Here is a 12,469-nt window from a genome sequence, read left to right as displayed (position 1 = left end):
CGGGTCCGTTGTGGACCCTTTCACGCTCAGGTCGAACGGGTGGGCGCTTCGATCGACACGTCCCCGGGATTTTCTTCGAACTTTTTGTTTCCGCTGGTCACAGACGCGAGCGGCCCACCCCGGTGATCGGGATGGGCCGCTCGCGTGTCGCGTGTGGACGTCAGAGGCGCTCGTCGGGCTGGTGCAGCGACCGGGGCTGCTCCGCCTCGAGCTCCGGCACCGGGAACGCGGCGCCGACCGACCGCGGCGGGGTGCTCAGCGGACCGGGCACCTCCTGCCGGGCGACGGCCTCCGCGGCGGCGACGGCCTCGGCGACCTTCGGGTCGGACTTGAGGTCGAACCAGGCCGCGACCGACTCGTCGTCGTCCTCGGGCTTGGGACGCTCGGCGGTGTCGGCAGGCGGCTCGTAGCGGAAGACGCCGTCCTCGCCGGGCGCGCCGAGCATCTTGGCGAACCCCTCGAGGGCCTTGCCGTAGTCGGTCGGGATCATCCAGACCTTGTTCGCGTCGCCCTGCGCCATCTGCGGCAGCGTCTGCAGGTACTGGTAGGCCAGCACCTCCGGGGTGGGCTTGCCGTCCTTGATCGCGCCGAAGATCTTCTCGATGGCCTTGGCCTGGCCCTGCGCCTGCAGGTAGCGGGCCGCGCGTTCACCCTGCGCCCGCAGGATCTGCGACTGCCGCTCACCCTCGGCGGACAGGATCGCGGCCTGCTTGGCGCCCTCGGCGGCGAGGATCTGCGACTGCTTCTGGCCCTCGGCGGTCTTGATCGAGGACTCGCGCTGGCCCTCGGCGGTGAGGATCATGGCGCGCTTCTCGCGGTCGGCGCGCATCTGCTTCTCCATGGAGTCCTGGATGGAGGGCGGCGGGTCGATCGACTTGAGCTCGACGCGGGCGACGCGCAGGCCCCAGCGGCCGGTCGCCTCGTCCAGCACACCGCGCAGCTGGCCGTTGATGTGGTCGCGGGAGGTGAGCGTCTCCTCCAGGCTCATGCCACCGACGAGGTTGCGCAGCGTCGTGATGGTGAGCTGCTCGACACCGACGATGTAGTTGGAGATCTCGTACACCGCCGAGCGCGGCTCGGTGACCTGGAAGTACACGACGGTGTCGATCGACACCGTCAGGTTGTCCTGGGTGATCACCGGCTGCGGCGGGAACGACACGACCTGCTCGCGCAGGTCGATGCGGGCCCGCACCTTGTCGATGAACGGGACCATGATGTTCAGGCCGGGTGCCGCGGTGTTGCGGTAGCGGCCGAGGCGTTCGATGACGGCGGCCTGCGCCTGCGGGATGACCAGCACGGATTTGACGGCGATGGTCAGCACGAAGATCGCGATGACGGCGGCGATCACAGCGGTGATCGGGTCCAACTCGGTTCACACCCTCCTGAGGGCGCGTCAGACCGCGGCTATCACCACGGCGACGGCGCCCGAGATCTCGACAACGGTGACGGCTTCGCCTTCGTCGACCACGGACCCGTCGAGGGTGCGCGCGCTCCAGGTGTCGCCGCCGATCTTGACCTGCCCGCCGTGCTCGTCCACCTTCGTGACCGCGATCGCCCTGCTGCCCAGCAGTGCCTCGTGGTGCATCCGGATGTCCGACCCGAGCTGCAGCCGCTTCTTGAGCAACGGGCGGGCCGTGACGATCAGGCCCAGCGACGTGGCCGCGAAGACGAGCACGCTCACCAGGTCGGCGGCGCCCACGGCGGACACGCCCGCCGCGGCCAGCGCGGCGGCGCCGAGCATGACCAGCACGAAGTCACCAGAGAGAACCTCGGCGACGACGAGCAGTATCCCGACGATCAGCCAGATCAGCGCGGCCATGCGCCCAGTCATACACCAACGGGGAGCACGCAGCGTGAAGATTCACCGTGCCGGCCCCCGGACCGTAACGAAATCGATCACCGGCAGATTGAACTGGGCGTGGCGAAGACTCTGAAGTCGCGGTCCGGACGGCTGCTGTCCGGTCTCGTGCTGGCGGGCGCGGTGATCGGCCTGGTGACCGTGCTCCAGACGGCACGCGAGCAGCACTCGTGGGCCAGCGCCGAGGCCACGGTGCTGGAGCGGATCAAGTCGGGCAAGAGCGCGTCGGTGAAGGTCGAGTACCCGCTGCCCGACGGCTCCCGGCAGACCGCGACGCTGTCGGAGAACGGCTCCGCGCACGAGGCGGGCACGCGGGTGACGGTGCGATACGACCTGCGCGACGGCCGGGTGGCCGACGCCGCGCTGGCCGACAACGACCAGGTGTTCTGGGTGCTCGGCGTGATGCTGGGCGTGCTGGTGCTGTCGTCGGTCGGCGCGAACCTCATCGCCTGGACACCGGTCCGCCGCGACTCCTAGTCCTCGCCGGCGGTGACGAAGTCGATCAGCCGCTCGACCGCGCCGAGCAGGTCGGACTCGATGTCCTTGTAGCTGCTGACCGAGCTGAGCACGCGCTGCCAGCCCTCCCACGGCTCGCCCCAGCCGAGCTGCGCGCACACGCCGGTCTTCCAGTCGGTGCCGCGTGGCACGGCCGGCCACGCCGCGATCTTGACGGCCTCGGGCTTCACGGCCTGCCAGATGTCGACGTAGGGGTGGCCGGTGACGAGGACGTCGTCGTCGCGGATCTGGTCGATGAGCCGCTGTTCCTTGGACCCGGCGACGAGGTGGTCGACCAGGACTCCGAGGCGGCGGTGGGGCGCGGTGCCGAACTCGGCGATGCGCTGCGGCAGCTCGTCGACGCCGTGCAGGGGTTCGACGACGATGCCCTCGACGCGCAGGTCGTGACCCCAGACGCGTTCGACGAGCTCGGCGTCGTGCTTGCCCTCGACCCAGATGCGGCTGGCCTTGGCGGTGCGGGCCTTGAGGCCTTCGACGCGCACCGACCCGGACGCGCTGGTCTTCGGCTTCTGCTGCCGCGGCGCGGGTTTGACCAGGGTGACGGGCCGGCCGTCGAGCAGGAACCCGGCGGGGTTAAGCGGGAACAGGCGGTGACGGCCGTGGCGGTCCTCCAGCACGACCTGGCCGTACTCGAACTTCACGACGGCTCCGCAGAAGCCGCTGGCGGGGTCCTCGACGACGAGGCCGGGCTCGGCCGCGATCTCGGGGACCTTCTTGACCTTGGGCGTGGAGAGGACGTCGCGGCCGTAGTCGTGGGAACGCACGCGGAAACCCTAGCGCGCCGATCACAATCGTCACCGCGTCCCGCGCGCCTCAGCAGGACACAGCACGGTGTCGCCCCCGTGCCCCCATATGCCCGATATGCGAGCACGGGGGCGACACCGTGCTGCGCCCGTCTGAGACGGTCGGGACGCGGCAACGGTTGGTGATCGGCGCGCTAACCGTAGAAGGGCTTGAAGGCGGTGAGCCACTCGTGCACGCGGTCGAGGTCGACGTCGGCACCGTGCAGGTCGTAGCCGCCGTGCACGAAGTCCATCCAGTCGACGGCGGGGTCGCCGACGCAGGCCCGCGGGTCGATGGCGACCGGTCCGTGCGGGCCCTGCAGGACGTTGCCGGGGTGCATGTCGCCGTGCAGCAGCACGGGCGTGGTGTTGTCCTCGGCGAGCTTGCGCGCACGGTGGTGCTCGGTGGCGTAGTAGGTGCCGGTGCGGCGGGTGAGCACGGTCTCGAACAGGAAGTCGACGCGCGCCCGCAGCGGCGGGAACCCCTTGGTGCTGGCCTGGTGCAGGTGCGGGACGACCTTGGCGGGCTCGCGGGCGGGTGTGCCGGGTTCGATGGTGCGCAGCAGCAGCGCGCCGCGGGCGAGGTCGGCGTCGAGCAGGTCGACCACGGCGGGGGTGTCGGCCCACGCGGCCAGTGCCCGTGCCTCGTGCAGGGCGATGTCGTGGTCGGGGGTGACCTTGAGGACGGCGGTGGCGCACCGGAACGTGACGCCGGTGCCGCCGGGCAGGTGCTCGACGAGAGTGAGGCCCCAGCGGGCGGCGAGGGTGGCGAGCAGGTCGGGCAGGCCGTCGACCCAGCCGGTCACCCCGGTGCCGAACCTGCGGATCAGCCGCGCTCTGGCGTCCTCATCGATCACTCAACTCAGATTAGCGAGTTCGCTCCCGCTTGTCGGCGGCTCCGGTGAACCGCCGACAAGCGGGAGCGACCTCACCCGGGCAGGCCGTGTGTCACAGCCGGACGTTCGAGAACGCGCGGCAGGTGTTCCACAGCACCTGCGGGTTGGTGGAGGACCACTCGCCCTTGCACAGCCGGCCTTCCAGCACCACGTTGTCGGCGAACTGGGTGACGGTCGTGACCGAGCCGGGCCCGTCGGCGCCCGAGGAGTCCCAGTAGGTCCACGAGCGCCCGTTGCTGGGGTTGCGCAGGTGCAGGACCAGCGAGTGCCCGTCCTGCTCCTGGTCGTCGATGTTGAGGTGGTTGCCGGAGTCCCAGTAGCAGGCCTGGCCGATGTTGTTGCCGCCCGCCTGTTCCCACAGCCACCGCTTCTCGTAGCCGCCGTTGGCGCAGACGGGTCCGGACGCCGCCGAGGCCGGGCTCGCCACGAGCACCGATCCGAGGCCCGCGACGGTGACCGCCACCGCGGCGACGGAGCGCTTGAGTGCAGAACGCATGTCTCCCCTTTCGTCGACCCGCGAATCGTCGCCGCGACCGGCCCTCGTTACGCCTCGACGGGTCCGGCTGTTTGCCGGTCAAGAACTCGGCGCGCGACCACCGTTCCGGCGGTGTGCGTTCCCCGAATGCCGCGGGAGACCGACTGCGGGTGGGCCGGTCAGTAGGTGACGGTGATCGTGCGCGCGGGCCCGTCGACCTCGATCGTGCCGCCGACGGGGATCACGACCTGGGGGTCGGTGTGGCCGAGGTCGACGTCGAACACGATCATCGCCTCCGGCGCGTACTCGCCGAACGCCCGCAGCACCGCTTCCCGCTGCGCCTTGGTGTGCTCGGCGCGGTCGGTGTGCTGGTTGTCGAAGAACCAGGCCTTGGCACGGCCGACGAGCACGGCGGGGAACTGGCGCAGCAGGCCGCGTTCGCCCATGTTGCGCAGGATCCGGTAGACCTCGGTTGCCGACGGCATCTCCTCGCTGGTCTCGAAGAACAGCACCCGGCCGGCGTACCGCTCGGGTTCGCCGATCTCGCGGTCGGCCATCATCAGCCAGGACAGGATCTCCAGGTTGCCGCCCCAGGAACGGGCCGTGACGGTGGTGTGCGGCTGGTGCCAGATCCAGCCGTTCGCCGGTTCGAGGACGGGTTCGGTCTCGAAGGTCGCCGGGTCCTCCCAGGGGCTGTCCTTGTCGCCGTACGCGGTGGACTCGGGCAGCCGGTAGCGCCCCGGCGTGAACAGGGCGGCGTGCAGGGAGGCCCGGGTGGTGGGGTGCATGGCCCCGGGGCGGCCGAACTGGACCATGACGCTGCCGCCGTAGAAGCCGGCGATGCCGCGGTTGTGCAGCCACAGCAGCAGGTTGGTGTTGTCGCTGTGCCCGAAGTACGGCTTGGGGTTGGCCTTGATCAGGTCTTCGTCCAGGTGCCGGAGCACGGTGATCTGGTCGTCGCCGCCGATGGTCGCGATGACCGCCTTGATGTCCGGGTCGGCGAAGGCCTGGTGCAAGTCGTGCGCGCGTTCCCGCGGGGTGCTGCCCATCGTCCGGGTGGTCGGGTACTCGACCGGGACCAGGCCGAAGTCGTCGCGCAGCCGCCGCAGGCCCAGTTCGTGCGGGAGGGGGAACAGGCCCGCGACGCCGGCGGCCGGGGAGACGATCGCGACCTTGTCGCCGGGCCGAGGTTTGGGCGGGTTGATCAAGGACATGGTGGCTGAGCGTAGTAACACGAGGCCGTGGGGGCGCGGCCTTTACCGGGAGCGCGCTTAGAACGCGGGCCAGGGGATCGCGGGCCAGTCGCCGGACGGTTCGGGGTACACGCCCGCGGCCAGGAGCTTGTCGAGGCGTTCGCCGACCGCGCGGACCTCGGCGCGGGTGAGGTGGTCGTGCAGCGACTCGCCCAGGGCACCGTCGAGAGCGGATCTCAGGCGGCGCAGCGGCTCGACGACGGTGTCGGGCAGGGGCTCGCGGGCCCAGCCCCACAGCACGGTGCGGAGCTTGGGTTCGGTGTGCAGGCAGATGCCGTGGTCGACGCCGTAGACGGAGCCGTCGACGGCGTGCAGGACGTGGCCGCCCTTGCGGTCGGCGTTGTTCACCACGACGTCGAACGCGGCCATCTCGGCGATGCGCGGGTGGTCGGCGTGCACGAGGACGGCGGGGTCGCCGAAGCGGTCGTGGGCGTGGAAGACGGGGATCCAGCCCGGTTCGACGTCGTCGACGCCGATGATGTCGACGAGCTCGTCCTCCTCGCGGGTGTCGACCCACAGCTGGACCATGCCGGTGCCGAACGGACCGGGGCGCAGCACGGTGGGCGGGACGACGCCGAAGGACGCGGCGGAGATCAGGTAGGTGGCCACCTCGCGGCCGGCGAGCGTGCCGTCGGGGAAGTCCCACAGCGGCCGTTCGCCTCGCACGGGTTTGTAGACGCACTGGGCGTCGACGCCGTCCAACGAGATCTTGCAGAACAAGGTGGCGTTGGAGGCGTCGACGAGGCGTCCCTCGACCTCGATGCGGCCGTGTTCGAGCAGGTGCAGGGCCGCTGAGGTGTCCACGTCAGTCTTCTTCGGTGCGGCGGTAGCCGTTTTGCCGCGGGCAGATGTGGCCGTCCGCGTCGAGCGGTTCGGCGCACAGCGGGCAGGGTTTGCGGCCGGCGTTGACGACGCGGTCGGCGCGTTCGGCGAACGCCCGCGCGGCGGACGGGGAGAGGAACACCCGCACGGCGTCGGGGCCCTCCTCGGTGTCGTCGAGCACGACGGCCTCGTCGACCTCCTCCTCGGACACGGCGAGGAGCTCGATGACGACCGCCTTGGACTCGGCGTCCCAGCCGAGGCCCATGGTGCCGACGCGGAACTCCTCCTCGACGGGCACGTCGAGGGGCTGGGTGTCGAGGTCGTCGGGCGGGGCGTCGTCGGGCACGTCGGTGCCGAAGCGGCGGTGCACCTCCTCGAGCAACGAGCCGATGCGCTCGGCGAGGACCTGGACCTGCTGCTTTTCCAGGGCGACGCTGATCAACCTGCTCTGCTCGGAGGCCTGCAGGTAGAAGGTGCGGTCGCCGGGCTGCCCGACGGTTCCTGCGATGAACCGGTCGGGTGCGCGGAATACGTGAATGACGCGAGCCATGGCAGTGTCGACCCTAGGCCACGCGGAGATCGTCGGCAGGTCCTCCCCCACCAAACACTCCGCGTATAGGGTCGGGTTGTGGTGAAGATCGCTTCGTACGGGACCTGGACCTCGCCGATCAGCGCCGGCGACACCTCCAAGCCGGGCGGTGGGTTCCAGTGGGCCGACCTGCACGGTGAGCAGGTGTGGTGGGCGGAGAGCCGGCCCGGTCAGGGTGGCAGGGTGGCGTTGGTGCGCGACGGCGTGGAGGTGCTGCCCGCGCCGTGGAACGCCCGCAACCGGGTGCACGAGTACGGCGGCCGGCCGTTCGTGGTGCTCGCCGACGACAGGGTGGCGTTCACGCACTGGGACGACCAGCGCGTCTACGTGTTCAACCCGGACTCGCCGCAGCCCACGCCGCTGACGCCGGAGCCGGAGCGCCACCACGGGGTGCGGTACTCGGACCTGTCGGCCGGGCCGGACGGCGAGGTGTGGTGCGTGCGGGAGACCGTCACGGGCGACGCGCGCACGGACATCCGCCGCGACCTCGTCGCGATCACCCGAAGTGGTGAAGTTCGGGTGCTGGGGGCGTCGCACCACTTCATGACGGGCCCGAAGATCAGCCCGGACGGCACGAAGGTCGCGTGGATCGGCTGGGACCACCCGCGGATGCCGTGGGACGGCACCGAGCTGTGCGTGGCCGAGGTCGGGTCCACCGGGCACCGGGTCGTGGCGGGGTCGGCGACCGAGGCGGTGTGCCAGTTCGAGTGGGAGGGCGACTCCCTGCTGGCGCTCACGGACCCGGACGGCTGGTGGAACCTGTTCCGCGTCTCCCCCGACGGCACGCGCAAGAACCTGGCGCCGTGCGAGGAGGAGCTGGGCGGCCCGATGTGGCGGCTGGGCAACCGCTGGTTCGCGACGCTGTCGCCGGGCCGCTACCTGGTGGTGCGGTCGGGGCACCTGGCGGTGCTCGACGAGCGCAGCGCGACGGTGACCGACGTGCAGACCGACCTGCCGACGTGGGCGGCGGAGCTGTCGGTGCGCGACGGCGTGGTGGTGTGCGGCGCGGCGGGCCCGACGTCGGACTACGCGGTGGTGCGGCTGGACCTGTCCAACGGTGAGTTGACCTACCTCACGGGCGGGGAGTCCTCGCCGGAGGACGCGTACCTGCCGGTGCCGGTGGAGCGGGTGTTCGGGGAGATTCCGGCGTACGTGTACCCGCCGTCCAACCCGGACTTCGAGGGTCCCGAGGGTGAGCTGCCGCCGTACGTGGTGCACGTGCACGGCGGGCCGACGGGGCGGGCGCTGCCCAAGCTCGACAGCGACATCGCGTACCTGACCAGCCGCGGCATCGGTGTGGTGGCGGTGAACTACGGCGGTTCGACCGGGTATGGGCGGGCGTTCCGGGAGCGGCTGCGCGAGCAGTGGGGCGTGGTGGACGTGGAGGACTGCGCGTTCGTCGCCCAGCAGCTCGCCGCGGAGGGCACGGCGGACCCGAAGAGGCTGGGCATCCGGGGCGGCTCGGCGGGTGGCTGGACGTCGGCGGCGTCGCTGACCTCGACGGACGTGTACCGGTGCGGGATGGTGGCGTTCCCGATCCTGGACCTGGCGGGTTGGACGGGCGAGGGCGGCGAGACGCACGACTTCGAGTCGCGCTACGTCGAGGGCCTGGTGGGCACGCTGCCGGAGGCGGCGGACCGCTACCGGGACCGGTCTCCCTCGCGCAAGGCGCGGCAGGCGTCGGGGCCGGTGCTGCTGTTGCAGGGCCTGGAGGACGAGATCTGCCCGCCGGAGCAGGCGGACCGGTTCGCCGCGGACCTGGCCGGCTCGGGCATCCCGCACGCGTACCTGCGGTTCGAAGGTGAGCAGCACGGGTTCCGGATGGCCGAGAACATCAAGGCGGCGCTGGAGGCGGAGCTGTCGTTCTACGGGCAGGCGTTCGGGTTCACCCCGCCGGGTGTGCCGCCGCTGGAACTGTCGGAGTGAGCCTGCTGTCGCCGGGGGACCGGGTCGCGCTGGTGTCCCCGGCCGGCCCGGCCCTGGCTTCGAGGATCGCCGCGGGCGCCGAGGTGCTGCGGTCGTGGGGCCTGCAGGTCACGACGCCCGTGGTGAGTCCGTGGTCGTTGCCGTACCTGGCGGGGTCGGACCGGGCGCGGGCCGAGGAGTTCACGGCCGCGTGGTGCTCGGACGTGGCGGCGGTGTTCTGCGTGCGCGGCGGTTACGGGTGTCTGCGGATGACGGACCTGGTGCCGTGGAAGGACCTGCCGCCGAGGGTGTTCGTGGGCGCGTCGGACGTGACGGTGCTGCACGCCGAGCTCACCGCGGTGGGGCAGGCGACGGTGTTCGGGCCGATGCCGGGCACGGCGGACTTCGTGGACGACCCGCTGGCGCAGGCGAGACTGCGGGAGGTGCTGTTCACCGGGGTGCGGTCGTGGTCGGCGGGCACGACCGTGGTGGCGGGCACGGCGCGCGGGGTGCTCACGGGCGGGAACGCGGCGTTGCTGGCCGCGTCGGTGGGCGGGCCGCGGTGGTCTCCCCCGCCGCCGGGCTCGATCGCGTTGCTCGAGGACATCGGCGAGGAGGCCTACCGGCTGGACCGGATCCTGACGCAGCTGCTGCGGGCGGGCTGGTTCACCCCGGTGTCGGGGATCGTGCTGGGGTCGTGGACGGACTGCGGTGACGTCTCGGCGGTGCTCGCGGACCGCCTCGGCGGGCTCGGCGTGCCGGTCCTCGGGGACTTCGGCTTCGGGCACTGCGCGGGGTCGTGGTCGCTGCCGCTGGGCGTGCCCGCGGAGCTCGACGCCTCAGCCGCGACGCTGACGTTGCTGTAGGCGGGCGTCGGCGCGCAGCCGGTCGGTGTGCGCGCCGATGTCGGCGATCTGCTCGGCGAGGCCGGGGTGCCCGGCGCGCAGGCCGGGTCCGGCGCCGGCCAGGGGTTCCAGCAGCCCGGCGGCGTCCTCGCCGCCCAGCGCCTGCTGCACGGCGTCGTCGTGGGGGCCGACCTGGGCGGCCAGCGTGCGCAGGACTCCGGCGTTGCGCCGCGCCCAGGTGGTGACGGCCTTGTCGCCGGCGCGGCGGTCGCGTTCGGCCTGCACGCGTTCGTCGCCGGTGCCGCTCTCACCGGTGCGGCGCACGCGCAGGTAGCGCTTCTCGGCGGCCTGGCGGCTGGCGACGCCGAGGGCGGGCGCGAGGTCGGCCCAGCTGGTGCCCAGTGCCCGCGCGGCCTCGATGAGCTGGGGTTCCCAGCCGGACAGCTCGTCGCGCAGCTGTCGCAGCAGCATCAGCGCGGCGAGCACCTCGGTGGCGTTGCCGGGGTCCTCGGCGGTGGCGCGCACGGTGTCGTAGTCGTCCGTCATGTCTGTCGTCCTCCCGATGACGCTAGGGACTTGTCATCGTTTCGACGACATGTTACAACAGTGGGGCAGCGCATTGACAGTCCTACGAGATGACTGGAGGTGTCAGATGTTGATGCGCACTGACCCGTTCCGCGAGCTGGACCGGCTGACGCAGCAGGTGCTGGGGTCGGCGGGCACGTGGTCGCGTCCGACGGCGATGCCGATGGACGCCTACCGCGACGGCGACGAGTTCGTGGTGGCGTTCGACCTGCCCGGGGTGGCGGCGGACGCGATCGAGCTCGACGTCGAGCGCAACGTGCTCACGGTCAAGGCGGAGCGCCGGCCAGTCGGCAAGGACGTGGAGATGCAGGTGTCGGAGAGGCCGCTGGGTGTGTTCTCGCGGCAGCTGTTCCTCGGGGACACGCTCGACACCGACCGCATCGACGCCCAGTACGACGCGGGTGTGCTGACGCTGCGGATCCCCATCGCGGAGCGCGCGAAGCCCCGCAAGATCGCGATCGGCTCGACGCAGGACGCGCCCAAGCAGATCGACGCGTGATTCACCCGGCGGGCGGCGGCCGACCGGGTGATGCCGGGTAGGCTTCCGCCCGCCATGAGACCCCAGCCTCAGTGGGCGGCGTTAGACGTCTACGCGTCCAACTCCGACCTCTACGCCGATCCCCGACTGGTGGAACGGGTGGACTACCGGCGTCGCTTCAAGCGGCACCGGCCCCGCACCCCGTCCGTCGTTCTCGCCCCGCACGGCGGTGGCATCGAGGTCGGCACCTCGGAACTGTGCCTCGCGATCGCGGGCTTCCACCCCGGCACCCGCGTGCCGATCGGGCAGACGCACGACTACTGGATGTTCGAGGGCCTGCGCACGGCGTCCAACGACGAGCTGCACGTCACCTCGTCGCACTGCGACGACCGCGTGGCCCGGCAGCTGGTGTCCGGCGCCTCGCACGCGCTGGGCCTGCACGGCTGCACGGCCGCGGCGGCGGGCCTGGAGGACCACGACCGGGCGGTGCTGGTCGGCGGCCGGGACGCGCTGCTGCGGCTGGAGCTGCTGACGCGGTTGCGGCGGGCGGGCTTCCACACGATCGACGCGGTGGACCACCCGGTGCTGGGCGGCTTCGACCGCGCGAACATCGCCAACCGCACGCGGTCGCGGCAGGGCGGGCAGCTGGAGCTGACCACTCCCCTGCGGTCGGCGATGTTCGCGGAGAACTCGCGGTCGGACCGGCGGCACACGACGACCGAGGTGTTCTGGGACTTCGTGCACGCCTGCCGGGCCGCGCTGGCGGCACGCGAGGCGCTCAACAACTAGCGTCGGGGCCATGCGCCTCACGTCGGTCACGGTCGGCACATCGCAGCCGCGGGTGCTCGCGTCGTTCTACGCGCGGCTGTTCGGGGTGGAGCCCTCGGCGCTGCAGGACGACTGGGCGCAGGTCCGCACGCCGGGCGGGATGACGGTGAACCTGGAGCGGGAGCGGGAGTTCCGGCGGCCGGTGTGGCCGAGCGAACCCGGCGCGCCGGTGGCGACGCAGCACCTCGACATCGAGGTCGACGACCTGACGGAGGCGGCCGCGCACGCGGTGGCGTGCGGCGCGGTACTGGCTCCGGTGCAGCCGCAGGACGACGTCCGGGTCCTGTTCGACCCGGACGGTCACCCGTTCTGCCTGTTCCTGGGCTAGACCTCGGGCTTCACGCGCTGGGCGAGCAGCCGGCCGGGCTCGGGTTCGGGCGCGGCGTCGATGTACTCGAGCGGTGTGGTCGAGATGATCACCACCCCGGCGAGGCGGCCGTCCAGGTGGGCGGTCCAGACGGTGCCGGTGGTGGCGAGGCGGGTGAACCTGTCGACGGTGGCGGGGACACCGGAGAAGTGGTCGGTGCCCCACTGCCCGGTGCGCCCCTGGGAGGCGAGCCAGTCCTGCGCTGCGTCAGCTCCTGATGACCTCGGACGCGGGGGTGTCACCTCGACGAAAAGCATGTCGAGGTGACAC

The 12,469-nt window shown here is 71.6% G+C and carries 16 protein-coding genes; 6 read left to right on the top strand and 10 right to left on the bottom strand.

Annotated features, from left to right (window positions below):
* Positions 1-160 precede the first annotated feature (160 nt).
* Both ABZX02_RS08825 and ABZX02_RS08820 read right to left on the bottom strand, forming a co-directional pair.
* Positions 161-1,357 (bottom strand): SPFH domain-containing protein, encoded by a 1,197-nt coding sequence (locus tag ABZX02_RS08825; protein WP_355296732.1) that lies wholly within the window; start codon positions 1,355-1,357, stop codon positions 161-163.
* Positions 1,358-1,393: 36 nt separating this feature from the next.
* Positions 1,394-1,819 (bottom strand): NfeD family protein, encoded by a 426-nt coding sequence (locus ABZX02_RS08820; protein WP_355296266.1) that lies wholly within the window; start codon positions 1,817-1,819, stop codon positions 1,394-1,396.
* 99 nt (positions 1,820-1,918) lie between these two features.
* Here ABZX02_RS08820 and ABZX02_RS08815 point away from each other — a divergent pair, with 99 nt between their 5' ends.
* Entirely contained in the window at positions 1,919-2,335 is a 417-nt protein-coding gene (locus ABZX02_RS08815) for a DUF3592 domain-containing protein (RefSeq protein ID WP_355296265.1), read from the top strand.
* On the opposite strand, the gene ABZX02_RS08810 is transcribed toward ABZX02_RS08815, so the two are convergent.
* The 6 genes from ABZX02_RS08810 to ABZX02_RS08785 form a co-directional block, all read right to left on the bottom strand.
* Positions 2,332-3,138, bottom strand: a complete 807-nt coding sequence (locus ABZX02_RS08810) for a DUF3097 domain-containing protein (RefSeq protein ID WP_355296263.1) — start codon at positions 3,136-3,138, stop codon at positions 2,332-2,334. The genes ABZX02_RS08815 and ABZX02_RS08810 overlap by 4 nt on opposite strands.
* Before the next feature lie 173 nt (positions 3,139-3,311).
* Positions 3,312-4,013, bottom strand: a complete 702-nt coding sequence (locus ABZX02_RS08805) for an aminoglycoside phosphotransferase family protein (RefSeq protein ID WP_355296262.1) — start codon at positions 4,011-4,013, stop codon at positions 3,312-3,314.
* Between the two features lie 91 nt (positions 4,014-4,104).
* The gene (locus tag ABZX02_RS08800; protein WP_355296260.1) at positions 4,105-4,548 is read right to left on the bottom strand and encodes a hypothetical protein; all 444 of its coding nucleotides are present in this window, start codon (positions 4,546-4,548) and stop codon (positions 4,105-4,107) included.
* A 158-nt stretch (positions 4,549-4,706) separates the two neighbouring features.
* The gene (locus ABZX02_RS08795) at positions 4,707-5,741 is read right to left on the bottom strand and encodes a S66 peptidase family protein (RefSeq protein ID WP_355296258.1); all 1,035 of its coding nucleotides are present in this window, start codon (positions 5,739-5,741) and stop codon (positions 4,707-4,709) included.
* Between the two features lie 57 nt (positions 5,742-5,798).
* Positions 5,799-6,584, bottom strand: a complete 786-nt coding sequence (locus tag ABZX02_RS08790; RefSeq protein WP_355296256.1) for an SCO1664 family protein — start codon at positions 6,582-6,584, stop codon at positions 5,799-5,801.
* A 1-nt stretch (position 6,585) separates the two neighbouring features.
* Positions 6,586-7,152, bottom strand: a complete 567-nt coding sequence (locus ABZX02_RS08785; RefSeq protein ID WP_355296254.1) for a DUF3090 domain-containing protein — start codon at positions 7,150-7,152, stop codon at positions 6,586-6,588.
* Positions 7,153-7,230: 78 nt separating this feature from the next.
* On the opposite strand from ABZX02_RS08785, the gene ABZX02_RS08780 reads away from it, so the two are divergent.
* On the top strand, positions 7,231-9,117 hold the full coding sequence (locus tag ABZX02_RS08780; RefSeq protein WP_355296252.1) for a prolyl oligopeptidase family serine peptidase: 1,887 nt from the start codon (positions 7,231-7,233) through the stop codon (positions 9,115-9,117).
* The gene (locus ABZX02_RS08775; RefSeq protein ID WP_355296250.1) at positions 9,114-9,962 is read left to right on the top strand and encodes an LD-carboxypeptidase; all 849 of its coding nucleotides are present in this window, start codon (positions 9,114-9,116) and stop codon (positions 9,960-9,962) included. The genes ABZX02_RS08780 and ABZX02_RS08775 overlap by 4 nt, the downstream gene beginning before the upstream one ends.
* On the opposite strand, the gene ABZX02_RS08770 is transcribed toward ABZX02_RS08775, so the two are convergent.
* Positions 9,936-10,487, bottom strand: coding sequence for an HSP18 transcriptional regulator (locus ABZX02_RS08770; RefSeq protein WP_355296248.1), 552 nt, complete (start codon positions 10,485-10,487; stop codon positions 9,936-9,938). The genes ABZX02_RS08775 and ABZX02_RS08770 overlap by 27 nt on opposite strands.
* 106 nt (positions 10,488-10,593) lie before the next feature.
* Here ABZX02_RS08770 and ABZX02_RS08765 point away from each other — a divergent pair, with 106 nt between their 5' ends.
* Genes ABZX02_RS08765 through ABZX02_RS08755 form a run of 3 tightly spaced genes read left to right on the top strand, consistent with a single transcriptional unit; the run spans position 10,594 to position 12,160 of the window.
* A complete protein-coding gene (locus ABZX02_RS08765) occupies positions 10,594-11,025 on the top strand; it encodes an Hsp20/alpha crystallin family protein (protein WP_355296246.1) in 432 nt (143 codons plus the stop codon).
* Positions 11,026-11,079: 54 nt separating this feature from the next.
* Positions 11,080-11,793 (top strand): poly-gamma-glutamate hydrolase family protein, encoded by a 714-nt coding sequence (locus ABZX02_RS08760; protein WP_355296244.1) that lies wholly within the window; start codon positions 11,080-11,082, stop codon positions 11,791-11,793.
* Between the two features lie 10 nt (positions 11,794-11,803).
* Complete coding sequence (locus ABZX02_RS08755) at positions 11,804-12,160, top strand: VOC family protein (protein WP_355296242.1); 357 nt, start codon at positions 11,804-11,806, stop codon at positions 12,158-12,160.
* Here ABZX02_RS08755 and ABZX02_RS08750 read toward each other — a convergent pair.
* Positions 12,157-12,456: a hypothetical protein gene (locus ABZX02_RS08750; RefSeq protein ID WP_355296241.1), complete on the bottom strand. Its 300-nt coding sequence runs from the start codon at positions 12,454-12,456 to the stop codon at positions 12,157-12,159. The genes ABZX02_RS08755 and ABZX02_RS08750 overlap by 4 nt on opposite strands.
* Positions 12,457-12,469 lie beyond the last annotated feature (13 nt).

Origin of the sequence: Lentzea sp. NPDC003310 (assembly GCF_040610935.1) — a bacterium.
Lineage (GTDB): Bacteria > Actinomycetota > Actinomycetes > Mycobacteriales > Pseudonocardiaceae > Lentzea.
The sequence above is the reverse complement of the archived record's forward strand: the minus strand, read 5'-3'. Positions and strand labels throughout refer to the sequence as shown.